Origin of the sequence: Streptomyces sp. NPDC012474 (assembly GCF_042955185.1) — a bacterium.
Taxonomy (GTDB): domain Bacteria; phylum Actinomycetota; class Actinomycetes; order Streptomycetales; family Streptomycetaceae; genus Streptomyces; species Streptomyces cahuitamycinicus.
The window spans coordinates 64124-88256 of record NZ_JBIBEP010000021.1; the positions used below are offsets into that span (position 1 = coordinate 64124).

Here is a 24133-nt window from a genome sequence, read left to right on the forward strand (position 1 = left end):
CGCAGATGACCACCACCGAGGCCCGGCCCACGGACCGCAAGCCGCCAGAGCTCGTGGACATGTCCTGGGACCCGATCACCCGGATCATCGGGAACCTGGGCATCTACACGAAGATCGACTTCGCCAACCGGGAAGTCGTCGAATGCCACAGCACCTCGTCGCTCTTCCGCGGCTACTCGGTGTTCATGAAGGGCAAGGACCCGCGCGACGCGGGGTTCATCACGTCCCGGATCTGCGGCATCTGCGGCGACAACCACACCACCTGCTCCGACTACGCCCAGCAGATGGCCTACGGCGTCAAGCCGCCTCCGCTGGCCGAGCACATCGTCAACCTCGGCGAGGCCGCCGAGTACATGTTCGACCACACCATCTTCCAGGACAACCTGGTCTTCGTGGACTTCTGCGAGGCGATGGTCAAGGCCACCAACCCCGGCGTCCTGGCCCGCGCCGAGCGCACCGAGGCGCCCCGCGGCGAGATCCACGGCTACCGGACGATCGCCGACATCATGAAGGCCTTCAACCCCTTCGAGGGCGAGGTCTACAAGGAGGCCCTCAAGGTCAGCCGGGTCACCCGCGAGATGTTCTGCCTGATGGAGGGACGGCACGTCCACCCCTCCACGCTGTACCCGGGCGGCGTCGGCACGATGCCGCAGCCGACGGTCTTCACCGACTACCTCAGCCGCCTCATGCGGGTCATCGACTTCGTGAAGAAGGCCGTCGCCATGAACGACGACGTCTTCGACTTCTTCTACGAGGCGCTGCCCGGCTACGAGGAGGTCGGCCGCCGCCGCGTCCTGCTGGGCTGCTGGGGCGCCTTCCAGGACCCCAAGGTCGTCGACTACCGCTACGAGACCATGAACACCTGGGGCAAGGCGATGTACGTCACCCCGGGCATCATCGTCGACGGCGAACTGGTCACCAACAACCTCGTCGACATCAACCTCGGGCTGCGCATCATGCTCGGCAGCTCGTACTACGAGGACTGGGTGAACGAGTCGCCCTTCGTCACCCACGACCCGCTCGGCAACCCCGTCGACATGCGCCACCCGTGGAACCAGACCACCGTCCCGGTGCCGCAGAAGCGCGACTTCGACGACAAGTACAGCTGGGTGATGAGCCCCCGCTGGTTCGACCAGCGCACCGGCGACCACCTCGCCCTCGACACCGGAGGCGGCCCGCTGGCCCGCCTGTGGTCGACCGCGCTGAGCGGCCTGGTCGACACCCCCTACGTCAAGTCCACCGGCCACAGTGTGCGCATCTCCCTGCCCAAGGGCGAGTCCCTGCCGGAGACCACCCTGGAGTGGCGCATCCCGCAGTGGAGCAACACCATCGAACGCGACCGCGCCCGGCCGTACTTCATCGCCTACGCGGCCGCCATGGCCCTGCAGTTCCTCGAAGAGGCCATGGGCATGGTCCGCGCGGGCGAGACCAAGGTGTTCGAGAACTACGAGGTGCCCGACGAGGCGATCGGCTGCGGCTTCCACGAGGCCGTGCGCGGCGTCCTCTCCCACCACCTGGTGATCAAGGACAAGAAGATCGCCAACTACCACCCGTACCCGCCCACCCCGTGGAACGCCAGCCCCCGCGACATGTACGGCACCCCCGGCCCGTACGAGGACGCCGTCCAGGGCCAGCCCATCTTCGAGGAGAACGGTCCGGACGACTTCAAGGGCGTCGACATCATGCGCACCGTCCGCAGCTTCGACCCCTGTCTGCCGTGCGGTGTGCACATGTACGTCGGCAAGGGCAAGACGCTGACCACCCTGCACTCGCCGACATACGGGGCGAACCATGGCTGAGGCCGCCACCGCACGCCTGGCGGACCCGGACGTCGAGGCCCGCCTCGGCCGGCTCGACGAGCTGCTGGAAGGCATCGAGTCCGCGCCCGGTCCCACGACACGCTCCGCGACCGAGGCGGTGGCCCTGCTGACCGAGGTCTACGGCGAGGCCCTGGCGCGCGTCCTGGACCACGCGGACGAGCGAGTGGCCGAGCGCCTCGCCGAGGACGAGCTGCTCGGGCACCTCATGGTGCTGCACGACATCCACCCCGAGCCCGCCGAACGCCGGGCGGCCCGCGCGGTCGAACGGCTGCGGCCCGCCGTGCAGGAGCGGGGAGGCGACGTGGAGTGGGCCGGGGTGGAAGGACAGGTGGCCCGGGTGCGTCTGACGAAGGGCGGTGGGTGCGGGTCCGGCTGCGGCGGCGGAGGTTCCGAGGTCACCGACGTGGTCCGCGCGGCGGTGCTCGCCGCGGCGCCCGAGCTGACGGCGGTGGAGCCCCTCACCGAGACGGCCCCCGCCTTCGTCCCGCTGACCACCCTCACGCACCGGGCCGCGCCGTGACCACCGAGGGGGCACTGGCCCGGATCATCCGCTCCTCGGCCGACCGCACCGCGGCGGCCCGGACGGAGGTGTGCGACCTGTGCGCCGCGCCGGTCGCCGAGGAGCACGCCCACCTGTACGACACCGGGCAGGAGGAGGTGCGCTGCGTCTGCGGCCCCTGCTCGGTGCTGTTCGCCGAGGCGGCTGCCGGGGACGGCCACTACCGGCTCGTGCCCCGGCGCCGGGTCCGGCTGCCCGAGGTAGACACGGCCGCGCTGGGCGTACCGGTCGGCCTGGTCTTCTTCGTGCCCCGGGCGGACGGCACCGTCACCGCCGAGGGCCCGAGCCCCGCGGGTGCCATGCGGTGGGAGGTGGACGCCGCGGCCTGGCAGGAGCTGTCCGGCAGGTGTCCGCAGCTCGCCACCGTGGAACCCGAGGTGGAGGCCCTCCTGGTGAACACCGTTCACGGCCTCGACCACCACTGGATCGTGCCGGTCGACGACTGCTACCGGATGGTCGCCGTCGTACGCCGGGAGTGGCGGGGCCTGTCCGGCGGCGGCCGGATCTGGCCGGCTGTCGAGCAGTTCTTCGAGGACCTCACCGAGCGGCCATAGCCACGCACTCCGCAGGTCGGAGGCGAGGAAGGAGAACATCCCATGGGCAGCATCAGAGTGGGCCGGCCCCAGGCGAAGCCCGACACACCCCGGCACGTCGCCGGCATGCACCAGGGCAACAAGGGCCCGCGCGAGCAGCAGAAGGGGCACCACGAGGACGGCACCGCCGACGCGCGCCGCTCCACGGGGATCCACTGGAAGCGGCATGACGCCCTCGCGGAGACCATGCCGAACATCTCGCCGGGATGAGCACCGTGATGGGAACGAGCAGGGAGTCACTGCAATGAAACGAGTACGCAGACCCGTCGCGCGCAGGCGGGGCGGGATGAGCGGACGGCGGGTACTGAAGGCCGAGGCCGCCTTGGTGGGCGGTACGGCCCTGGCCCTGCTGTGCTGGGAGTGGCCCAGCCTGAGGCGCGAGGTGCGGCTCTGGCGGATGGCCGGCGGATTCCGCGCCGGCCGCCGCTACCCGTGAGCCGGCCGTGCACGAACTGTCGATCGCGACCGCGATCATCGAGCGGGCCGACGAGCTGGCCCGGGCGGACGGGACGGACGCCGTCTCGACGGTGACCGTCCGGGTCGGCGAGCTGGCGGGCGTCGTCCCCGACGCCCTGGATTTCGCCTTCGAGGTGGCCCGCGACGGCACCGCCCTGGCGGGGGCCCGGCTCGTCGTCGAGCAGATCCCCGCGCAGGCCTGGTGCGGCCCGTGCGCCGAGGAGTTCCCGGTGGGCATGCCCCCGTTCTTCTGGTGCCCGCGCTGCGACCAGCCCTCCAGCGACCTGCGCAGCGGCCGGGAACTGGAGATCACCGGGATCGAGCCGGTACCCGCGTGACCGGCAGGGGCCCCGCCGACGTCGGCGGGGCCCCTGACACACCCCTGTCAGCAGATGCGCGGCAGCTGCTCCCCGAGCGGCAGGTCCACCACCCTGGTCCCGCCGAGCCCGGTGGCGACCACCACCATCCCGGGGTGCTCGGCGACGCATTCCCCGATCAGCGTCGCCCCGGCGCCCTGCGGATGGGCCCGCATCGCCGCCAGTACCTCCTCCGCCTCCGCCGGGGGCACGAAGGCGACCAGCCGCCCCTCGTTGGCGACGTAGAGCGGGTCGAGCCCGAGGAACCCGCAGGCGTTCGCCACCGCGTCCGGCACCGGGATCGCCCGCTCCTGAAGCCGGACGCCGGTCCCGGAGGCACGTGCGATCTCGTTGAGGGAGGCGCCCAGGCCGCCCCGGGTGGGATCCCGCAGCACATGGACGTCCGGAGTCACGGCCAGCATCGCCGCCACCAGGCCCGCCAGCGGCGCGGTGTCGCTGGCGACCTCCACCCCGAACTCCAGCCCCTCCCGCACGCTCATGATCGCCACACCGTGCAGCCCGATCGGGCCGCTGACGATCACCGCGTCGCCGGGCCGGGCACGCTGCGGCCGGATGTCCACCCCGTCGGGCACCAGCCCCACACCGGCGGTGGTGACGTACACCCCGTCGCCGTGCCCGGACTCCACCACCTTGGTGTCACCCGTGGCGATCGTCACCCCGGCGGCCTCGGCTGCCGCGCCCATCGAGCGCGCGATCCGCTCGACCACGGTCAGCTCCACGCCCTCCTCCAGGACGAAGGCCGCGGAGAGGTACGCGGGCACGGCGCCGCTCATCGCGAGGTCGTTGACGGTGCCGTTGACCGCGAGGTCGCCGAGGCAGCCGCCCGGGAAGAACAGCGGCCGGACCACGTAGGAGTCGGTGGAGAAGGCCAGCCGCGCCCCGCCCAGTTCGAGGACGGCGGAGTCGGCGAGAGCGGACAGGGTGGCGTTGCCGTAGGCAGGGGTGAAGATCTGCTCCATCAGCTCCGCCGACAGCGCGCCCCCGCCGCCGTGCCCCATGACCACGACCCCCTGGTCGCGCAGCGGGGCGGGGCAGGTCCAGTCGGCCGGGTCGACCACATCGGCTTGTCGCTCAGGCAACGGGAGCCACCTCCTGCTTCCCGGCCCCGCCGGTCTGCGCTGCCGGGGCGTTCATCCGGCGGTACAGGTAGTAGGCCGCGCAGGCGCCCTCGCTGGAGACCATGGTGGCGCCGAGCGGGGTGCGCGGGGTGCAGGTGGTGCCGAACGCGGCGCACTCGGTCGGCTTGATCAGACCCTGCAGCACCTCGCCGGCCCGGCACTCGGCGGGCTCCTCGGTCCGGATCCCGCCGACGTCGAAGCGGTGCTCCGCGTCGTACGCGCGGAAGGCGTCGGTCAGCCGCCAGCCGCTGTCCGGGATCCGCCCGATCCCGCGCCACGACCGGCCGGTGACCTCGAAGACCTCCTCGATCATGCGCACCGCGGCCGGGTTGCCCTCCTCACGCACCGCGCGCGGGTAGGCGTTCTCCACCCGGTGCTCACCGCGCTCCAGCTGGCGGACCGCCCGGCGGATGCCCTCCAGGATGTCCAGCGGCTCGAAGCCCGTCACCACCATCGGCACGCGGAACCGCTCGGCCAGCTCCGGGTACTCGGCCATCCCCATCACGCTGCACACGTGCCCGGCGGCCAGGAAGCCCTGCACCCGGCACTCGGGCGCCGTCATGATCGCCTCGACGGCCGGGGGGACCCGCACATGCGACACCAGCAGGCTGAAGTTGGACAGGCCCAGCCGGCGCGCCTGGTGCACGGCCATCGCGTTGGCCGGGGCGGTGGTCTCGAAGCCGATCGCGAAGAACACCACCTCCCGGTCCGGGTTGCCGCGGGCCAGCTCCAGGGCGTCGAGCGGCGAGTACACCACCCGTACGTCGCCACCCTCGCCCTTGACCCGGAACAGGTCACGGTCGGTGCCCGGCACCCGGAGCATGTCGCCGAAGGAGCAGAAGATCACCCCGGGCCGCGAGGCGATCTCCAGCGCCTTGTCGATGACCTCCAGCGGCGTGACACAGACCGGGCAGCCCGGCCCGTGGATCAACTCCACCTTTTCGGGCAGCAGTTGGTCGATCCCGTGCCGGATGATCGAGTGGGTCTGCCCGCCACACACCTCCATCAGGGCCCACGGCCGGGTGGCGGTGGCGTGGATCTCGTCCAGCAGCCGTCGCGCCAGTTGGGGGTCGTTGAACTCGTCGATGTACTTCACGCCGTTCCCGCCTCCTTCGACGCCTGCTCCCAGGCGTCTCCGAACTCCTCCTCCAAGAGCCCCAGTTCCTCGAACAGCTTCAGGGAGGCCAGGGCCGACTCCTCGTCCAGACGCTGGAGCGCGAATCCGACATGCACGATGACGTACTCACCCACCCGCACATCGGACACGTACTCCAGGCACGCCTGTTTCTGCACGCCGCCGAAGTCGATCAGCCCGGTGAGCGGATCCGAACTGGCGTCGATGGACACGACCTTGCCGGGCACTGCCAAACACATGGGTCACTCCTCCTGTCGTAGGTGTGCCGCGACCACCAGCTGGCCGAGGGCCAGCCCGCCGTCGTTGGGCGGAACCTCGCCGTGCCGGAGCACCGCGAAGCCGTCTTCGGCCAGCAGCCGCGCGCACTCCTCCTCCAGCAGCGCGTTGGCGAACACCCCGCCGCTCAGCGCGACGGTGGCCAGGCCGGTGTCCTGACGCGCCCGCCGGCAGATCTCCGCCACCGCCCGCGCCACGCCGCGGTGGAAACGGGCCGCGAGCAGGGCGGCCGGGGTGCCGCGCCGGAGATCGGCGATCAGCGCGCTGAGCACGGGCACCGGGTCGAGCCCCTCGGCGAAGGCGTACGCCGACGTGTCGGCACCCCACGCCGAAGCGGCCGCCGCCTCCAGCTCCAGCGCGGCCTGCGCCTCGTACCCCGCGCGATGGCACACGCCGGCGAGCGACGACACGGCGTCGAAGAGGCGGCCCATGCCGGAGGTCGGCACGCAGGCCAGACCGCCGGTCAACTGGCGTTGGAGCACGGCCCGTTCGTCCGGCGCGCACGCGGTCACGCAGGGCAGGTCCGCGTCCCACGGCAGTCCCGCCGCCCACAGCCGGGCCAGGGCCAGCCGGCAGGGGTTGGCGACGCCCGCGTCGCCGCCGGGCAGCGGGGCGGGGGAGAGGCGGGCGTAGCGCCGGAAGCCGGTGTAACCGGCGAGGAGGATCTCCCCGCCCCAGACCGTGCCGTCGTCGCCGTAACCCGTGCCGTCGAAGGCCACGCCGATCACGGGGGTGGTGCCGTCGAGGCCGTGTTCGGCCATGGCGGAGGCGATGTGCGCGTGGTGGTGCTGGACCAGGACGGGCGCGCGCCCGGCCAGCCGGGCGGCCCACCGCGTCGAGTGGTACCCGGGGTGCCGGTCCGCGGCGACCAGTTCGGGGCTCACGCCGGTCAGGCCCCGCAGCCGCGCGTCCGCACGCCGGGCCGCCTCCAGGGTGGCCAGATCGCCCATGTCGCCGATGTGCGGCCCGAACCAGGCCTGGTCGCCGGCGCCGAGGCACAGGGCGTTCTTCAGGTCGCCGCCCACGGCGAGCGCGGGCCGCACCGGGAGCGGCAGTCGCAGCGGTCGGGGCACATAGCCCCGGGACCGGCGCAGCACCTGCTCGGTGCCGTCGGGCCGCACCCGCAGCAGGGAGTCGTCGCAGGGCGAGGCGATGGGCCGGTCGTGGGCGAGCCAGGCGTCGGCCAGCCCGGCGAGCCGGTTCAGCGCCTCGTCGTCGTCCGTGACGATCGGCTCCCCGGAGCGGTTGCCGCTCGTCATCACCAGCACGCGCGGGCCGGGCGGGTCACCGGGCAGGCCGAACAGCAGGGTGTGCACGGGTGTGTAGGGCAGGAGCACGCCGAGGTGCGGGCTGCCGGGGCAGACGCCGGGCGCGAGGCCGCTCGCCTCCGGGTGCCGGCGCAGCAGGACGATGGGGCGCCGGGGGCTGGTGAGGGCAGCCCGTTCGGCGGCGGAGACCTCGGCGATGCGGCGTACGTCGTCGAGGTCCGCGCACATCACCGCGAACGGCTTGCCGCCGCGTGCCTTGCGGGTGCGCAGGGTGTCGACGGCCCGGGCGTCGGTGGCGTCGCAGGCCAGGTGGTAGCCGCCGAGGCCCTTCACGGCGACGATCCGCCCGGCCGCCAGCAGCGCCCGGGCCGTTGCCAGGGCCTCGGCGTCACGCGCCGGGCGCACCCCGCTCCCGGAAGCCGGCACCAGACGCAGCCGGGGACCGCACCCGGGGCAGGCCACCGGCTGGGCGTGGAAGCGCCGGTCCAGCGGATCCCCGTACTCCCGGGCGCACTCGCCGCACATCGGGAACCCCGACATGGTCGTGACCGCCCGGTCGTAGGGCATGCCCGTGGCGATGGTGAAGCGGGGGCCGCAGTGGGTGCAGGTGATGAACGGGTGCCGGTGCCGGCGGTCGGCCGGATCGCCCAGCTCGCGCAGGCAGTCCGGGCAGGTCGCCGTGTCGGGCGGGAGGAGGGTGCTGCCGGGGGAGCGGTCGGTGGATCGGATGGTGAAGGTGCCGCCGGCGCCGGTGACGGACAGGTCCTCCACCCCGACGTCGGTGACGGTCGCCAGCGGCGGAGGCTCCGCGGCCAGCCGGTCGCAGAAGGCGGCGACACCGTCCGGCGGGCCCTCCACCTCGATCAGGACGCCGGACGCCGTGTTGCTCACGAAGCCCGCGAGCGCCAGGTCAGTGGCGAGGCGGTGCACGAAGGGGCGGAAGCCCACGCCCTGCACGGTGCCGCGCACGGTGACGCGGCGGCGCACCGCCCGGGTGACGGGCGCTGTCACGGGACGAGGCCGGCTTCGGCGCCTTCGCGGGTGTGGGTGTGCGGGCGGGGCGCCAGGGGCGGCTGGTGGACGGGGGCCCCGTCCCGGACGGCGAGCACCCGTCCCAGGACGGTGTCTACACCGGTACCGGTGCGGGCGCAGGACCGCAGCACCTCCACCCCCGGGTTGACCCGCTGGACGTTCGCCTCGAAGGCCGCCTCGTCGAACCCGGCCGGCCCGGCCAGATCGGTCTTCGTCAGCACCACCAGATGGGCGGACCCGAAGGCCGTGGGGTACTTCAGCGGCTTGTCCTCGCCCTCCGTCACCGCCATGAGCACGACCCGCAGGCTCTCGCCGAGGTCGTAGGACGCCGGGCAGACGAGGTTGCCGACGTTCTCCACGAACAGCAGCGACGTGCCCGCGGGCAGCCAGCCCTCCACATGGCCGCGCAGTTGCCGTGCCTCCAGGTGGCACAGGCCGTCCGTCAGCAGCTGCTTCACCGGGGCGCCCGAACGGGCCAGCCGGTCGGCGTCGTTCTCGGTCGCCAGGTCGGCGGTGAGGGCGGCCACCGGAAGGCTCCGCTCCACCGCCCTGGCCAGCACCCGCCCGAGCAGTTCCGTCTTGCCGCTGCCCGGGCTGGACAGCAGGTTGACCACGCTCACACCGCGCCGGGCCAACGCCTCGCGCAGGCCCGCGGCCAGACCGTCGTTCTTCGCCAGGACGGCCCGGGTGACCTCGTCCACGGAATCGCACATGGGCGCCGCTCCTCGCGGGTCGGTAGGAAAGTCGTTCCGCTACCGATCTTCCGTGCCGCCGCTCACCGTGCCCGGCAGCCCGGCCGACGACAGGGCGGCGGATTCGTCCGGCCGGCTCAACGGGGGCGTGGCAGCCGGGTCGGCGAGCAGCACCGGCACCATGGTGTGCAGCGCCGCGACCGCCCGCCCGACCGCCTCGCGCACCGTCGCGCTGATACCCGGGGCGATGTCCTCGTCGGCGGGGGTTCGCAGCTCGGGCTCACAGGCCAGGACCAGGACGCGGGGGAGGGGCTCGTCGCCCAGGTGGACGGCCAGGGCGAGGACCTTCGCCGGGTCCATGCCGTGCGCCTCGGGCGGAGCGCCCGCCGTGGCGCCGTCGGGCAGGTCCGGCTCGATCAGCGACAGCGTGCCCGGCTCGTGCCCCCGCACGGCCGCGTCGACCAGGACGGCCGTGTCGTAGCCGTCGAGCAGTTCGTACGCCAGGTCCATGCCGCGGATGCCGAAGTCCCGCACCCGAACCTCCGCCGGCAGCGGACGCCGCTCCAGGGCGCGGATCACCTCGGGCCCGAAGGCGTCGTCGGCGAGGAAGATGTTGCCGATCCCCGCCACGAGCAGCCGCGCGCTCATCGCGCGTCCCCGGTGGCCAGCGGCCGGGCGGAGCCGCTGGGGAGTTTGCGGACGAAGGCGGACCGCAGCGCGTGATAGGGCGCCTCCGGGTCGAAGAAGACGGCTCGCATACGGGCGAGTTCGGCCCGCCGGTATTCCGCGAGGGGCCGCTGGAGCTCGTCCGCGTGACGGGCCGTGGCCTTGGCGGTGATCCGGCGCGGGAGATCGGGATCACCGGCCAGGTCGGCGACCAGACGCTCGACTTCGGCGGTGAAGTCCTGGGCCCCGACCGGTACCAGACGGTCCACCAGGCCGATCCGCTGGGCGGTCGCGGCGCTCACCGGCAACGCCTCGGTCGTCAGCCGCTCGGCCGTCTCGGCACCCACCCGGCGGGGCAGCGAGTACGTCCAGAACTCCGACCCGTACAGGCCCATGTTCCGGTAGTGCGGGTTGAGGACGCTGCCCGTGCGGCACCAGACCTCGTCGGCGGCGAGGGCGAGCATGACGCCGCCGGCCGCCGCGTTGCCGCCGAGGGCCGCCACCACCAGGCGGTCAGTGGTGCGCAGCACCGCCTCGACCAGGTCGTTCATGGCGTTCAGGTTGGACCAGGACTCGCCTGCCGGGTCGGCCGCCGCCTCGATGACGTTGAGGTGGATGCCGTTGGAGAAGAAGTCGCGGGCGCTGCCGAACACCAGGACCGAGGTGGGGCGGGTCAGGGCGTACCGCCAGGCGGCGAGCAGCCTGCGGCAGTGGGTGGTGCTCATGGCCCCGCCGGGGAACGAGAAGGTCAGGAAGCCGATGCGACCGCGCTGCCGGTAGCGGATGTCGGTCCAGGTGGTGCGGTCCGGCGGCAGTTCGAGCGGCGCGGCGATCTCGGGGAGCCAGTAGGGGCGGTCGTACGCTCCCGGCATGCCCGGTGCGCTGCCGGGCGGGGCCGGGAAGCCGGCGAGCACCGAAGCCGCCGGGCGGCGGAACGGCGCTGGGTCTCCGGAGCTCTTGCGGGGCCGCAGCTCCGGGATCCACACCGCGCCGTCCCGGGTGGCCCGGCAGAGCGCGCCGGCCCGGGTCGCGAGCAGTTCCCCGGGCTCCCCGCGCAGCCGGTCCTCGGGGTGCCCGCCGTGCAGGAACACCTCCCGGCCGCAGATCTCGTCCCGGACACCGGGCTGCGAGTCGGCCCCGCGGAGCTTGCGCAGCACCGTCGCCGTGCTGTCGTTCTCCCAGTCGATCCGCCGCTGCTCCTGGCGGAAGAAGTCCCGCCACACCACGTCGGTCCCGGGTTCGCTCTGCGGGCGCGGTTTGTACGATCCGTCGGCGTAGCGCCGCACGGCCAGCAGCACGGCGGCCGTGGCGGCGTCCGCCACCTCGTTGCGGTACACGTCGCTCTTGCCCGCCGGCGGTACCGGGAAGGAGCCGTCGGCCCACACGTCCCCCGCGTCCATGGCCGCCTCGGCCTGGAGCACCGTCACGCCCCACTCGGACGCCTCCTCGGCGATCGCCCAGTCCAGCGACGACGGGCCCCGGTCACCGGGCGGCCCCGGGTGCACGATCAGACAGGTGTGCTCCCGCCACACGTCCTCCGGCAGGGCCGACTTCAGCATCGGGGCGACGATCAGCTCCGGGCTCCCCTCGCGTACGGCGGCCCGGACCGCGTCGGGGCCGTGCGAGGCGAGCACGACGTCCACGTGGTGCCCCTCGTCCGACAGTTCGGCGAACACACGCTGGGTCAGGCTGTTGAACGCGCTGGCGACGAGCAAGATGTCCATGACATGGCATGGTCGCCCGTCGGGGGAGGGCCGCGAAGGACCACGTCGGCGTTTCGCGGTCCTCTTGCGCTTCCGGCCGAACGGGTGCGGGCCCTGCGGCTGCCGCCACGGGGCCAGAGCGTCGCGCGGCAGGCCCTCGACGTCCTGTGCCGCCCCGGTTGCGTGGGTCGTGTGTGTCCTGGACCGGCGGGACGATCGCGACCGTCGTCCGGGCCGACGGCGGCCGGCCACGCGTCGAGACCGGACCGCCGGCTTGAGATGCCGTCACCTCCCTGCCGTCGGGGGCCGACGTCACGGACCACGTGGACGGCACCGAAGGGACGCGATCGCCCTCCGCCGCCGGTGGTCCACCGGAGCTCCCGGCTGGAACGCGACGCAGGGGGAACGGGCCTGCCCCCCCGCGAGCGGCCCACGGCCGCCCCCGTCGTCCGCCCGTCCCGCGTCCACGGCCCCCGGCGCCCGCCCGGGCGTCGACCATCCGGTCCGGGCGCAGGACGGTGAGGCCGCGCCGCCCGCGGGGCGGTGGCCCGTGTCCGCGCGGTCGCGTTCCGCCCCCGACGCGCGCAGGTGCCCGGCACGAGGCGGCACGGCGACCTGGGCCCGTGCCTGGGCCCGTGCCCGTGCCCGCGCCTGCGCCCGTGCCCCGCGCCAGCGCCCGGTCCTGCGCCCGTTCCTGATCTCGCTGCCGCTGCCGCTGCCGCTGCCGCGCTGCCGCTCTCGCTCCTGCACTCGCGACCCCGCCCGGGCTACCCACCCTTCTCCCCTTGCCCGGGCCGTACGCCTGGCGCACGCTGTTCGTATGGGTGGGCAAGACGGCCCAACGCTCATCAACTCCGTCCAGCGGGCCATGCGGCTGCTGGAGGCGGTGAGCGCGCACGAGAACGGCGCGCCGGCCAAGCAGCTGGCGCGCGAGACCGGTCTGCCCCTGGCCACGGCCTATCACCTGCTGCGGACCCTGGTGCACGACGGGTACGTGCGCAAGCTGGACGACGGCGGCTTCATCCTCGGCGACAAACTCCAGACCCTGCGGTCCACAGGGCGCGCGCAGGCGTTGCTCAGTCGCGTCCGGCCCGCCCTCGCCGCCCTGCGGGACGAACTCGCGACCGCCGCCTACCTCACCTTCTACGAGGAGGGCGAGATCCGGGTCGCGGAGATCGTCGACGGCCCCGGCACCCCGCGCGTCGATCTCTGGGTGGGATTCGAGGACGCGGGGCACGCCACCGCGCTGGGCAAGTCCGTCCTGAGCGAGCTGGACGAGGAGGCCCGCCGGGACTACCTCTCCCGCCACCACCTCGCCGACCTCACCCCGCGGACCATCACCAGCCTCCCGGAACTGCTCCGGCGACTGGAGACCCCGCCCCTGGCCCCGGCCGTCACGGACGTGGAGGAGTACTCCCTCGGCACGGTCTGCGTCGCCGTCCCGGTCTACAGCGGGGACACCATCGGCTCCCTCGGCGTCTCGCTGCCGTCGAACCGGCTCTCCCGGCTGCCGGAGATCCGCGAACGGCTGCTCCCGGCCGCGAGCCGCGTGACGCGGGGCCTGTCGCTCACTATCTGAAATCCCTCTTCTTGCCCGCGCCCCGGCTCATCCCGTTCTCTGGATGAAACAGACATTTCGTGGGCGCATCCCGAGCCTCGCGCCCCGCTCACAGGTAAGGACATCGATAGCGACATGAGCCATGCGCGAGACCTTGGTGAGGGTCACCGGCCCGCACGGCCGTCCGGCGTGCGAGTGGCCGGTGCCAGGACGTCGGCCCGCAGACGGGTGCTCGCGCAGCTGGCCGCCGGCACCCCCCTCCTGCCCGCGCTGGTCGTCTGCGTGGTCGTGCTCTCCGGACTCGCCGACGGCGCAGGAATGATCTGGCTGCCCCTGCTCGTCGCCGGTCCCGCTCTGGCGGCGACGACCAACGGGCCGCGCGGCGTCTTCTGGGTCGGCCTCCTCACCGCACTGCTCGGCGCCCTGCTCGGGACCCGGGACGGTGTGCCGGGCCGGGAGCTGACCGCCGTGCTGGCCGCCCTGGTGACGGTCACCCTCGCGAGCGGTCTGGCCAGCGTCCTGCGCGGGCGGCGGGAACGGGTGCTCGCCGCCGTCCGCTCGGTCGCGGAGACCGCCCAGCACGCACTGCTCAAACCCGTGCCGGCGACGGTCGGGCCGTTCCAGGCGGCCGTCCGCTACAGCGCGGCGGCGGCCGAGGCCCGGATCGGCGGGGACCTGTACGCACTGATACCCACCCCGCACGGGGTCCGGCTGATCGTCGGCGACGTACGCGGCAAGGGGCTCCCGGCCGTGGGAACCGCGGCGCTGGTGCTCGGTGTGTTCCGGGAAGCCGCCCACGACGAGCCCGATCTCCTGGCCGTGGTCGAGCGCATCGAGCGGAGCCTCGCCCGCAACCTCGGCCACGACGACTTCGTCACCGCCGTGGTCGCCGGGTACCCGCGGGCCGGGCACCTGGAGGTGGTGAACTGCGGGCACGCGCCCCCGCTGCTGGTCCGCGCCTCAGGGAGCATCAGCGCCGTGGAGCCCCCGCACCCTGCCCCGCCGCTCGGTCTGCGCGCGCTCACGGGCCACCCGCCCGGGCTCCGGACCCTGCCCTTCGCCGACGGCGACCAACTACTGCTCTACACCGACGGGGTCACCGAGGCCCGCGATGGCGGACGGGCCTTCTACCCGCTCGCCGAAGGGCTGGAGCGTCACGTCTCCCACGAGCCGGCGCGTACCCTCGACGCCCTGCACGACGAACTCCTGGCCCATGTGGGCGGCCGGCTGCACGACGACGCGGCGCTGCTCCTGATCCGCAAACCGACCGCCGGCCGGGCGGCGGCTCCCGGGGCGGACCGCCCCGGCCCCATCGCCGTCACCGGGGCGTCCGAGGCCGGATGCTGCTCCTGACGGCCGCCGCGGCGGCTCACGACTCGCGCAGGTCCTTCACCCGGCGGATCTTGCCCACGGAGCGTTCCAGGGTCTCCGGCTCGACGACCGTCACGTCGGCGGTGATGCCGATGCCGTCCTTGACGGCCTGCGCGATCGCCCCGGCCGCGGCTTCGCGCTGCTCGGGGCCGGTGCCGGGGCGGGTCTCGACCCGGACGGTCATGTGGTCCAGGCGGCCGCGCCGGGTCAGCTGGATCTGGAAGTGCGGGGCGACGCCGGGCGTGCGCAACACGATCTCCTCGATCTGGCTGGGGAAGACGTTCACCCCGCGCAGGATGATCATGTCGTCGCAGCGGCCGGTGATCTTCCGGATGCGGCGGAAGCCGGGCCGGGCCGTGCCCGGGAGCAGCCGGGTCAGATCGCGGGTGCGGTAGCGGACGACCGGTAGGGCCTCCTTGGTCAGGGACGTGAAGACCAGCTCGCCCTCCTCGCCCTCGGGCAGCACCTCACCCGTGACCGGGTCGACGACCTCGGGGTAGAAGTGGTCCTCCCACACGTGCAGCCCGTCCTTGGTCTCCACGCACTCCTGGGCCACACCGGGACCGATCACCTCGGACAGGCCGTATATGTCGACGGCGTGGATGTCCGTGCGCTCCTCGATCTCGCGGCGCATCTCCTCCGTCCACGGTTCGGCACCGAAGATGCCCACGCGCAGGCTGCTGCCGCGCGGGTCGATGCCCTGACGCTCGAACTCGTCGAGCAGGGTGAGCATGTAGGACGGGGTGACCATGATGATCTCGGGCCGGAAGTCCTCGATGAGCTGCACCTGGCGCGCGGTCATGCCCCCGGAGGCCGGGATCACCAGACAGCCGGCGCGCTCCGCGCCGTAGTGCGCGCCGAGTCCGCCGGTGAAGAGCCCGTACCCGTAGGAGACGTGCACCTTGTGACCCGGGCGCCCGCCGGCGGCGCGGATCGAGCGGGCGACGAGGTCCGCCCACATCGACAGGTCGTTCTCCGTGTAGCCGACCACCGTGGGGCGGCCGGTGGTCCCACTGGAGGCGTGCAGGCGCCGCACCCGGTCCATGGGGACGGCGAACATCCCGAACGGGTAGGTGTCCCTCAGGTCGGCCTTCGTGGTGAAGGGGAAGCGGGCCAGGTCCTCCAGCGAGCGGCAGTCGTCGGGGCGGACCCCGGCCGCGTCGAAATTCTTCCGGTACGCCTCCACGTTGTCGTAGGCGTGCCGCAGGCTCCGGCGCAGACGGTCCAGCTGGACCTCGCGCAGCTGCTCGCGTGTCAGGCGCTCCCCGTCGTCGAGCAGGTCGTGGGGGAGGGGCTCGCCGCGCCGTCGGCCGGCCGTGACCGCGGGGTCCGTCGTGGTGTGCGCTTCCCTGGTCATGCCGACTCCTCCGGCCTCGTACTCCCGATGCCGCGGCTGCGGCCCCGGAACTCCGCGATCACATCGTCACCCCGCCGTACGCTCACGGCACAGACGCCGCTGCGGCCGTAGCGCACGCGCTCCTCGGCCCGGGGCACGAGGATGTCGGCCTCGCGGGCCGGGGCCACGAAGGGTGTAGCCCGACCGACCATTCGGTTAGTTTGGCGCTGCCAAGTAATCCAGCCGCCCCGGTGACTGTCAAGGCTCAGGGGTCTTACCAAGGCGCGCCGGCTTGTCCTACCATGGACCGAACGAATGGTCGGTTGGGAAGGGGGACGGATGGATACGACACGCTCCAGCCCTGCGGGGACGGACGGCGCCGAGCCGGTTCTCCAGCAGCACTTCGACGCGACGATCGCGCGGGACCAGCGGATCGAGCCGCGTGACTGGATGCCGGAGGGCTACCGGAAGACACTGATCCGGCAGATCGCGCAGCACGCGCACTCGGAGATCATCGGCATGCAGCCGGAGGGCGAGTGGATCACCCGCGCCCCGTCGCTGCGCCGCAAGGCCATTCTGTTCGCCAAGGTCCAGGACGAGGCCGGACACGGGCTCTACCTGTACTCGGCGGCGGAGACGCTGGGCGCCGACCGCGCCGATCTGACCGGGCGGCTGATCGAGGGCCGTCAGAAGTACTCGTCGATCTTCAACTACCCGACGCTGAGCTTCGCGGACGTCGGAGTGATCGGCTGGTTCGTGGACGGCGCCGCGATCTGCAACCAGGTGCCGCTGTGCCGCTCCTCGTACGGGCCGTACGCGCGCGCCATGGTGCGGATCTGCAAGGAGGAGTCGTTCCACCAGCGGCAGGGCTACGAGCTGCTGATGACGATGATGCGCGGCACCGAGGAGCAGCGCGAGATGGTGCAGGACGCCGTGAACCGCTGGTGGTGGCCGTCGCTGATGATGTTCGGCCCGCCCGACGACGCCTCCCCCAACTCCGCGCAGTCCATGGCCTGGAAGATCAAGCGGCACAGCAACGACGAACTGCGCCGGCGGTTCGTCGACATGACCGTCCCGCAGGCCGAGAAGCTCGGCGTGACGCTCCCGGACCCGGAGCTGCGCTGGAACGAGGAGCGGGACCACCACGACTTCGGCACGCCCGACTGGGACGAGCTGATGCGGGTCATCAAGGGCGACGGTCCGTGCAACGACCAGCGGATGGAACGCCGCCGCACGGCCCACGAGGAGGGCTCCTGGGTGCGCGAGGCGGCCACCGCCCACGCCGCCAAGCAGGCCGCCCGCGAGCGGAAGGGAGCGGTGGCATGACCGCCGACAAGCAGGACTGGCCGCTGTACGAGGTGTTCGTGCGGGGCAAGCGCGGCCTGAACCACGTCCACGTGGGCTCGCTGCACGCCGCCGACGACCGCATGGCGCTCACCCACGCCCGCGACCTCTACACCCGGCGCAACGAGGGCGTCTCCATCTGGGTCGTGCGCTCCGAGCACATCGCCGCCTCCACCCGTGACGAGAAGGACCCCTTCTTCGAGCCCAGCGCCGACAAGGTCTACCGGCACCCGACCTTCTACGACATCCCCGACGACGTCCCCCACATCTGAAGGACAGGGCATGAGCGACGACCACGTCTACATGACCCTCGCCGAGGGCCACGAGGACGACACCCGCTGGGCCTACGGAACGGGCTTCGAGGACCCCCTGCACGGCGTGGACACCACCGTGCCCGAGGGCGTCGACGCCGCCGGGCTGGCGGATCTCTGCGTCACCCTGGGCGACGACGCCCTGGTCTGCGCCCAGCGGCTCGCCGAGTGGACCACCCGCGCCCCCGAGCTGGAGGAGGAGGTGGCGCTGGCCAACATCGGGCTCGACCTGCTCGGCCAGGCCCGCCTGCTGTACTCCCGCGCGGGCCAGGCCGACGGCACCGGCCGTGCCGAGGACGCCTACGCCTACTTCCGCGGCGCCGGCGACTTCCGCAACGTACGCCTGGCCGAACTCCCCAACGGGGACTTCGCGTTCTCCGTCGTGCGGCTGCTGGTGTTCGCCACCTGGCGCCTCGCGCACTTCGAGCGGCTCACCGCACACGGCGACCCGGTGCTCGCGGCGATCGCCGCCAAGGGCGTCAAGGAACTGGCCTACCACCGCCAGTACGCCGCCGAGTGGGCGGTGCGCCTCGGCGACGGCACCGAGGAGTCGCACCGCCGGATGCGCAGGGCGCAGGAGCAGGTGGCGCCCTACCTGGGCGAGCTGTTCACGGCGTACGACGTCCGCGACGAGGTCGTCGCGGTCCTCCGCCAGGTCACCGAGGCGGCCGGGCTGCCCATGCCCGTCTACCGCCCGCTGCCCGGCTCCGGCCGCACCGGGGAGCACACCGAGCACCTCGCACCGCTGCTGGCCGAGTTGCAGGGCGTGGCCCGCGCCCACCCGGGGGCGACATGGTGACGGCACTCCTGGACGCGCGGCGGGCCCGGCACATCGCCGAGCAGGTGCCCGACCCCGAACTGCCCATGCTCACCCTGGCCGACCTCGGAGTGCTGCGCGAGGTGTCACTGGCACCCGACGGCACGGTGATCGCGAGCCTGACCCCGACCTACTCGGGATGCCCGGCGATGGCGGAGATGCGCGCCGGCGTGGCGGCCCGGCTGCGGGACGCCGGGTACGCGCGCGTGGAGATCCGCACGGTCCTCGACCCGCCCTGGAGCAGCGACTGGATCACGGCGGCCGGCCGGCGCAAGCTCGCCGAGCACGGCATCGCCCCGCCCGGCACCGCGCCCGCGCGCGCCACCGGACCGGTCCCGCTCGTGCTGTCACCGGCCCGCCGCTCCGTGCCCTGTCCCCGCTGCGGTCACCCCGACACCGAGGAGACCTCCCGCTTCGGCGCCACGTCCTGCAAGTCCCTGTGGCGCTGCCTCGCCTGCCGCGAGCCGTTCGAGTACGTCAAGGAGATCTGATGGAGGACCTGATGGAGCCGGCCCCCGCCCCGGTGGCACGCCCCCGCCGACGTCCGGTCTTCCACCCCCTGCGGGTCGCCGCCGTGCAGCCGCTGTGCGAGGACGCGGCAGCCGTGAGCTTCGACATCCCGGCCGAGCTGGCCGCAGAGTTCACCTTCACGCCCGGCCAGTCACTCACCCTGCGGCGCGACATCGACGGCCGGGACGAGCGCCGCTCGTACTCGATCTGCGCCCCCGCCGGCACCGCGCCGCGCATCGGCGTCCGGGTGGTGCCGGGAGGCCTGTTCTCCTCCTGGCTGGTGCACGACGTGCGTCCCGGCGACACCGTCGAGGTGATGGCACCCACCGGTGCCTTCACACCCGACCTCACCACGCACGGCCACCACGTCCTGATCGCCGCGGGCTCCGGCATCACGCCCATGGTCTCCATCGCCGAGTCCGTCCTGGCCGCCGACCCCCGCTCGCGCGTCACCCTCCTCTACGGCAACCGCCGCACCGGCACGGTGATGTTCGCCGACGAGCTCGCCGACCTGAAGGACCTCTACCCGACACGGTTCCAGCTCGCCCACGTCCTGTCCCGCGATCCCCGCGAGGCCGAGGTGCTCTCCGGCCGCCTCGACGCCGAGCGGCTCTCCGCCCTCGTGGATGCGCTGGTCGACGTGGACTGTGTCGACCACTGGTGGCTGTGCGGCCCGCACGGCATGGTCCGTGCCGCCCAGCAGGTCCTGACCGGCCTCGGCGTCCCCGACGACCGCGTCCACCAGGAGCTCTTCTACGCCGACGACGAGCCCGTCCGCGAGGTCCAGCACGCCGAGACCGGCCCCTCCGGCCCGGTCAGCCAGGTCACCGTCACCCTCGACGGCCGCTCCACCACGGCGCCCCTGCCCCGCGACCGCAGCCTCCTCGAAGGCGCCCAGCAGACCCGCCCCGACCTTCCCTTCGCCTGCAAGGGCGGAGTCTGCGGCACCTGCCGTGCCCTGGTCACCGACGGCAAGGCCGACATGCGCCGCAACTTCGCCCTCGAACCGTCCGAGGTCGACGCCGGCTACGTCCTCACGTGCCAGACGTTCCCGGTGTCCGAGGCGTTGACGGTGGACTTCGACACCTGATCCCCCCACCGGCGGGCCAGCCTGCGCCCCCAGGCCTGGCCCGGGGCCTCGACCCAGCGGTGGGTCAGGACGCACAGCGGCAACAGAACGGCGAAGAAGGCCACTTCGAGGGCGGCGTGGTCGTCGCGCCGGCGTCCCACGGTGCCGTCGACCACCGCCAGCAGCACCGGATGCACCAGGTAGACCGAGTAGCTGATCGCTCCCAGGCCGGTCAGCGGCACCGGAATCCGCCGCCGGCGCCAGGCCAGCCCGGCGGCGAAGGTCAGCACGGCCAGCAGGAACGCCACGATCCAGCCGCGCCGTGTGAAGTGGTGGCCGTCGCCGTACCGGTAGGCGCTTCCCACGGCGCAGGCCACCACCAGGGCTGCCGTGCCCGCCGCACGGTGCCAGGTGCTCTGCCCGCGCTCGGCCCGGTGGACCGCGGTACCGAGGAACATGACGGCGAGAATCACCAGGCCCTCCCACACCGGGACCGTGCCGTTGAACGCAACCAGCATGAGCGCCAGCACTCCGCCCAGCACACCCCCGAACACCTGCAGCGCCGGTGAGGCGGAGCTCGCGCAGCACAGGGCGGCACCCATGGCGATCGACGCGAACGCGATGAGCGGGCCGGTGCCGACCAGGCCGGACAGCGCGGACACCGGCAGCACCGCCCCCGCCGCCGCGCTCACCACGGCGAGCACGGCCAGGACCCCGGAGGCCGCCGCGGACCGGTGGTGCAGCCGGACCGTGAAGAGGGCGACGACCAGCAGGTAGAAACACATCTCGTACGAGAGCGTCCAGAGGACGAGGAGGACATTGGGTGTCCCCAGCAGTTCCTGGAGCATGCCGGCGTGGGCGAGGGCCACGGTGACCGCCCCCTGCCGGCCGAAGTCACGCAGCCCCGCGAGCCCCAGCAGGTCGACCGCGAGCAGCGCGGCGACGACGACCGCCCACAGCGGGTACACCCGGAAGACCCGTCCGATCCAGAACGCCCGCACGCAGCCCCGGCGTTCCAGCGAGGCCGGGATGATGTAGCCGCTGACCAGGAAGAACACCATGATGCCGTAGCGGCTGGTGTTGAACTGCGGCATCAACTCCCCCCGCAGGTCCGGCATGAAGGTGTGGGACGAGTGGTCGAACACCACGACGAGTGCGGCGAGGCCGCGCAGCGCGTCGAGCCAGCCCAGCCGCGCGCTCACCGGTCACAGGGCTTCACGCGGTAGTGCTCGATCTCGTCCCGGGTCACCGGCTCGCCCCAGGAGTTCTCGATCACCAGCGTGCTGCCGCGCCGCAGGGTGACCGGCCAGGCGCGGATGGGGTCGCCCTCGCCGGTGAGGACCATGACCCGGGGGATGTCCCACGAGCTGCACGCGTCCCCGGGAGCGACCACATCCACCCGGATGCCCCACGGACGCACGCGTTCCGCGAGTTCCAGCTGGTCGTCGATGCCGAAGCCCCGCTTGCTGACGGTGAGTTCGACACTGCCGTCGTCGTGGCGCTCCGCCGCCCACGCACCGGAGTCGGCTGGCGAGCCGGGCACCACCACCGTGGCGGCCCACGCCGCGGCGCAGGCCGCGACCACGGCGATCCGGCGCGGGCCGAACCGGCGGCGCACGGAAGCCGTCGCCGTGCCAGTGCCAGTGCCAGTGCCAGTGCCAGTGCCAGTGCCCGCTCCGGACCCGGCCTCACGCAGCTCGATCTCCTTCTTCAGTTCACCGAGCAGCCGGTCCTCGAACGTCGTCCTCGTGCTCATGCTTCCCCCCTCGCCACGTACACCAGCGCTGCATCCGCCGCCTGAGCGGTCCGGCACTCCGTCTCCTCGCGCAGCGCCTTGCGCGCCCGGTGCAGCCGGACCCGGGCCGTGACCTGGCGGATGCCCAGTGCGGCCGCGGCCTCGGTGACCGTGAGCTGGTCGACCGCGACCAGTTCCATGACGGCCCGCTCGCCCTCGGGCAGCCGCGCCAGCGCGGCCAGGACACGCCGCCCGGGGCTCTCCGCGTCGAGTCTGTCCTCGATGCGGGCGATGTCGTCGGGCTCCAGCAACCGCCGCCCGGAGATGCGCCGGTCGCGTTCGGTCTCCCGGGCGACCCGGCGGCGCTCCGACGACACGACGTGGCGGGCGATGCCGTACAACCAGGCCGTCTCGCTGCCGAGGTGCGGCCGGTAGGTGGAGGCCGAGTCGAGGACGGCGAGGAAGATCTCGGCCGTCAGGTCGGCCGCCGTGTGCGGGTCGTCCACCCGGCGGGCCACGAAGCGGAGCACCGCGTCGACGTGACGCCGGTAGAACTCCTCGAAGAGCCGCGGGTCGCCGACCGCCGCAGCGGGCCCACTCCGTAACCGTTCCGCGTCGTCCACCGATGTCCCCTTCTCGTCGACAGGTGCCTGTCACTTGTTCTTGGAACGGGACGCGCAAAGCGTTACAGGGGGTGTGCTCCCCGTCCGGCGCGCATGACCCGCAACGCCGTGAGCGCCACGTGGAGTTCGGTGCGGCGGTCGCCGGATTCGAGGTCGGTGTCGAGGAGGCGTTCGACGGTGCGCAGACGCTGGTACAGGGTTTCCCTGGACAGGCCGCCGCGACGGGCCGCCGTGGTCTTGTTGCCGGCGGCGTCGAGGTAGTGGCCCAGGGTCGCCAGCAGGTCGGTGCCGTGCCGGGTGTCGTGGTCGATGAGCCGGCCCAGCCGGCGTTCCGTGTAGTCCTGGATCCGGGTGTCCTCGCGCAGCGCGTACAGCAGCCGGCGCAGGCCGATGTCCGGCAGCTCGTGGAAGGAACGGTCCGCGGGGAGGGGCTGGCCGGGCGGGGTGGCCTCTATGACCCGGGCCGCCTCCCGGAACGAGCGTGCGCTCTCGGTGAGATCCGCCACCTCCGAGCCGACGCCGACGATCGCCTCCGGCGCCAGCGCCAGTGCGGTGCGGCTGAGGCGTTCGGCCACGGGCCGCCAGGGCTGGGCGGGCCGCAGGGCCAGCAGGACGCCGAGGCGGTGGGGGGACAGTTCGCCGACCAGGGCCGGGATCCCGGCCGACCGCAGCTCCCGGTGCAGTCGGGTCTCCGGCTCGGCGCCCGCCCCTCCGGGGCCCAGGTCCACGAGGACGGCCAGGAAGACGCCGTCCTCCGTGGGCAGACCCAGCGCGGCGCAGCGGGCCCGGACGTCCTCGGCGGAGTGGTGGCGCTGCTCGGCGAGGTCGCGCAGGGCGTTGCGGTGGGCCGTGTGCTCCCACGGCGTGGAGTGGATGAGCCGGGCCACGGTCAGGGCCATCGCCGTCCGCTCCAGGACGGTGAGGTGCTCCGGCCCGAAAGCCGGCCCGTCGGCGGGCAGCATGGCCAGACGCCCCCAGCGTTCGCCCTGGTAGGAGACGGGCGCGGTGAGCCAGCCCTCCGGGCCGCCCACGCAGGTGTGGTCGCCCGGCTCGGCCGCCCGGGAGCGCTGCTCCCAGCCCTCGAGTGCCTGCTCCACCGTGCTTCCCGAGGGCTCGCAGATCAGCGCCTGGTGCACCAGGTTCTCCAGCACGACGGTCCGGCCGCTCATCTCCGCCGCCGCGCGCACCACGTCCTCCGGCCCCGCCCCGCGCAACGTCAGAGCCGTGAACGCCTCGTGGATCCGCTGGGTCCGCCGCATCGCGTCGGCCTGGTTGCCGAGGATCAGCGCGTGCACGACCTGCGTGACCTCCAGGAAGTTGACGTCCCGGGCGAGGGTGACCAGGGGCAGCCCCCGGGCCCGGCAGGCCTGAACGAGGGTCTCGGGCGGCCGGTGGTAGCGGCGTACGAGTTCGATGACCAGGGCGGCAGCCCCCACCTCGGTGAGTTCGTCGACGTACCGGCGGACACCCGCGGCGTCCTCGGGCAGGGGCATGCCCGTGGTCAGGACCAGCTCGCCGCCCTTGAGGAAGGAGGCCGGGTCCGTCAGCTCGGTGATGTGCACCCAGCGCACCGGCCGGTCCAGCTCGGTCAGGCCCGTGACGACCTGGGGCTGTCCGGCGGCCAGGACGGGCAGGGCCAGGACGTCGGCGAGGGTCGGGGCACGACCGGCCGGCGGGGGGTGATCGTTCACGGTGCCTCCCTGCATGCCCGGTCACTCTGACAAGCGTGGCTGACCTGCGCAAGAGCTGTCCACGGGAGGGGCT

At 73.2% G+C, this 24133-nt stretch carries 25 protein-coding genes and 1 pseudogene; 13 read left to right on the forward strand and 13 right to left on the reverse strand.

The window, feature by feature from the left end:
- Positions 1–5: 5 nt before the first annotated feature.
- Genes ACFY9S_RS34020 through hypA form a run of 6 tightly spaced genes read left to right on the forward strand, consistent with a single transcriptional unit; the run spans position 6 to position 3766 of the window.
- Positions 6–1799, forward strand: coding sequence for a nickel-dependent hydrogenase large subunit (locus tag ACFY9S_RS34020; protein WP_391136305.1), 1794 nt, complete (start codon positions 6–8; stop codon positions 1797–1799).
- Entirely contained in the window at positions 1792–2340 is a 549-nt protein-coding gene (locus ACFY9S_RS34025) for a NifU family protein (protein WP_391136307.1), read from the forward strand. The genes ACFY9S_RS34020 and ACFY9S_RS34025 overlap by 8 nt, the downstream gene beginning before the upstream one ends.
- Positions 2337–2933: a DUF5947 family protein gene (locus tag ACFY9S_RS34030; protein ID WP_391136310.1), complete on the forward strand. Its 597-nt coding sequence runs from the start codon at positions 2337–2339 to the stop codon at positions 2931–2933. Before ACFY9S_RS34025 ends, ACFY9S_RS34030 begins: the two co-directional genes overlap by 4 nt.
- Before the next feature lie 42 nt (positions 2934–2975).
- Complete coding sequence (locus tag ACFY9S_RS34035; RefSeq protein ID WP_107460245.1) at positions 2976–3182, forward strand: hypothetical protein; 207 nt, start codon at positions 2976–2978, stop codon at positions 3180–3182.
- 34 nt (positions 3183–3216) lie between these two features.
- Positions 3217–3408, forward strand: a complete 192-nt coding sequence (locus ACFY9S_RS34040) for a hypothetical protein (RefSeq protein WP_391136313.1) — start codon at positions 3217–3219, stop codon at positions 3406–3408.
- A gap of 7 nt (positions 3409–3415) precedes the next feature.
- Positions 3416–3766 (forward strand): hydrogenase maturation nickel metallochaperone HypA, encoded by a 351-nt coding sequence (gene hypA, locus ACFY9S_RS34045; RefSeq protein ID WP_391136316.1) that lies wholly within the window; start codon positions 3416–3418, stop codon positions 3764–3766.
- Positions 3767–3813: 47 nt separating this feature from the next.
- Here hypA and hypE read toward each other — a convergent pair whose 3' ends face one another.
- From hypE to ACFY9S_RS34080, 7 genes are all read right to left on the reverse strand, one after another.
- Positions 3814–4803, reverse strand: a complete 990-nt coding sequence (hypE, locus tag ACFY9S_RS34050; RefSeq protein ID WP_391136589.1) for a hydrogenase expression/formation protein HypE — start codon at positions 4801–4803, stop codon at positions 3814–3816.
- 73 nt (positions 4804–4876) lie between these two features.
- Positions 4877–6019, reverse strand: coding sequence for a hydrogenase formation protein HypD (hypD, locus tag ACFY9S_RS34055; protein WP_391136319.1), 1143 nt, complete (start codon positions 6017–6019; stop codon positions 4877–4879).
- Positions 6016–6297 carry a HypC/HybG/HupF family hydrogenase formation chaperone gene (locus ACFY9S_RS34060; RefSeq protein ID WP_391136322.1) on the reverse strand — a complete coding sequence of 94 codons (282 nt, stop codon included), beginning with the start codon at positions 6295–6297 and terminating at the stop codon, positions 6016–6018. The genes hypD and ACFY9S_RS34060 overlap by 4 nt, the downstream gene beginning before the upstream one ends.
- A 3-nt stretch (positions 6298–6300) precedes the next feature.
- Entirely contained in the window at positions 6301–8613 is a 2313-nt protein-coding gene (hypF, locus tag ACFY9S_RS34065; RefSeq protein ID WP_391136325.1) for a carbamoyltransferase HypF, read from the reverse strand.
- Positions 8610–9347 carry a hydrogenase nickel incorporation protein HypB gene (gene hypB / locus ACFY9S_RS34070; RefSeq protein WP_391136328.1) on the reverse strand — a complete coding sequence of 246 codons (738 nt, stop codon included), beginning with the start codon at positions 9345–9347 and terminating at the stop codon, positions 8610–8612. The genes hypF and hypB overlap by 4 nt, the downstream gene beginning before the upstream one ends.
- Positions 9348–9386: 39 nt before the next feature.
- Positions 9387–9974: a hydrogenase maturation protease gene (locus ACFY9S_RS34075; protein ID WP_391136331.1), complete on the reverse strand. Its 588-nt coding sequence runs from the start codon at positions 9972–9974 to the stop codon at positions 9387–9389.
- A complete protein-coding gene (locus ACFY9S_RS34080) occupies positions 9971–11716 on the reverse strand; it encodes an enoyl-CoA hydratase-related protein (protein WP_391136334.1) in 1746 nt (581 codons plus the stop codon). Before ACFY9S_RS34080 ends, ACFY9S_RS34075 begins: the two co-directional genes overlap by 4 nt.
- A 799-nt stretch (positions 11717–12515) precedes the next feature.
- On the opposite strand from ACFY9S_RS34080, the gene ACFY9S_RS34085 reads away from it, so the two are divergent.
- Both ACFY9S_RS34085 and ACFY9S_RS34090 read left to right on the forward strand, forming a co-directional pair.
- On the forward strand, positions 12516–13274 hold the full coding sequence (locus ACFY9S_RS34085; RefSeq protein ID WP_102909977.1) for an IclR family transcriptional regulator: 759 nt from the start codon (positions 12516–12518) through the stop codon (positions 13272–13274).
- Positions 13275–13388: 114 nt separating this feature from the next.
- Entirely contained in the window at positions 13389–14606 is a 1218-nt protein-coding gene (locus tag ACFY9S_RS34090; RefSeq protein WP_391136338.1) for a SpoIIE family protein phosphatase, read from the forward strand.
- Positions 14607–14622: 16 nt separating this feature from the next.
- Here ACFY9S_RS34090 and paaK read toward each other — a convergent pair whose 3' ends face one another.
- Together paaK and ACFY9S_RS34100 are read right to left on the reverse strand one after the other, a co-directional pair.
- A complete protein-coding gene (gene paaK, locus ACFY9S_RS34095; protein WP_391136341.1) occupies positions 14623–15981 on the reverse strand; it encodes a phenylacetate--CoA ligase PaaK in 1359 nt (452 codons plus the stop codon).
- Positions 15978–16151, reverse strand: a pseudogene (locus tag ACFY9S_RS34100) (phenylacetic acid degradation protein PaaD); the annotation flags it as partial. The gene paaK and the pseudogene ACFY9S_RS34100, both read right to left, overlap by 4 nt.
- Positions 16152–16299: 148 nt before the next feature.
- Here ACFY9S_RS34100 and paaA point away from each other — a divergent pair.
- Genes paaA through paaE form a run of 5 tightly spaced genes read left to right on the forward strand, consistent with a single transcriptional unit; the run spans position 16300 to position 20032 of the window.
- Positions 16300–17286 carry a 1,2-phenylacetyl-CoA epoxidase subunit PaaA gene (gene paaA / locus ACFY9S_RS34105; RefSeq protein ID WP_391136344.1) on the forward strand — a complete coding sequence of 329 codons (987 nt, stop codon included), beginning with the start codon at positions 16300–16302 and terminating at the stop codon, positions 17284–17286.
- Positions 17283–17576: a 1,2-phenylacetyl-CoA epoxidase subunit PaaB gene (gene paaB / locus ACFY9S_RS34110; RefSeq protein WP_031142175.1), complete on the forward strand. Its 294-nt coding sequence runs from the start codon at positions 17283–17285 to the stop codon at positions 17574–17576. Before paaA ends, paaB begins: the two co-directional genes overlap by 4 nt.
- Before the next feature lie 10 nt (positions 17577–17586).
- Positions 17587–18414 carry a 1,2-phenylacetyl-CoA epoxidase subunit PaaC gene (gene paaC, locus ACFY9S_RS34115; protein ID WP_391136348.1) on the forward strand — a complete coding sequence of 276 codons (828 nt, stop codon included), beginning with the start codon at positions 17587–17589 and terminating at the stop codon, positions 18412–18414.
- Positions 18408–18923 (forward strand): 1,2-phenylacetyl-CoA epoxidase subunit PaaD, encoded by a 516-nt coding sequence (paaD, locus tag ACFY9S_RS34120; RefSeq protein WP_391136351.1) that lies wholly within the window; start codon positions 18408–18410, stop codon positions 18921–18923. The genes paaC and paaD overlap by 7 nt, the downstream gene beginning before the upstream one ends.
- Positions 18923–20032: a 1,2-phenylacetyl-CoA epoxidase subunit PaaE gene (gene paaE / locus ACFY9S_RS34125; protein WP_391136355.1), complete on the forward strand. Its 1110-nt coding sequence runs from the start codon at positions 18923–18925 to the stop codon at positions 20030–20032. The genes paaD and paaE overlap by 1 nt, the downstream gene beginning before the upstream one ends.
- Here the strand turns inward: paaE and ACFY9S_RS34130 are convergent.
- The 4 genes from ACFY9S_RS34130 to ACFY9S_RS34145 form a co-directional block, all read right to left on the reverse strand.
- The gene (locus tag ACFY9S_RS34130) at positions 19969–21213 is read right to left on the reverse strand and encodes an acyltransferase family protein (RefSeq protein WP_391136358.1); all 1245 of its coding nucleotides are present in this window, start codon (positions 21211–21213) and stop codon (positions 19969–19971) included. The two genes, paaE and ACFY9S_RS34130, sit on opposite strands and share 64 nt — an antisense overlap.
- A complete protein-coding gene (locus tag ACFY9S_RS34135) occupies positions 21210–21767 on the reverse strand; it encodes a hypothetical protein (protein WP_391136361.1) in 558 nt (185 codons plus the stop codon). Before ACFY9S_RS34135 ends, ACFY9S_RS34130 begins: the two co-directional genes overlap by 4 nt.
- Positions 21764–22369 carry a sigma-70 family RNA polymerase sigma factor gene (locus ACFY9S_RS34140; protein ID WP_391136364.1) on the reverse strand — a complete coding sequence of 202 codons (606 nt, stop codon included), beginning with the start codon at positions 22367–22369 and terminating at the stop codon, positions 21764–21766. Before ACFY9S_RS34140 ends, ACFY9S_RS34135 begins: the two co-directional genes overlap by 4 nt.
- A gap of 62 nt (positions 22370–22431) precedes the next feature.
- A complete protein-coding gene (locus ACFY9S_RS34145; protein ID WP_391136367.1) occupies positions 22432–24075 on the reverse strand; it encodes a PucR family transcriptional regulator ligand-binding domain-containing protein in 1644 nt (547 codons plus the stop codon).
- Positions 24076–24133: the final 58 nt, after the last annotated feature.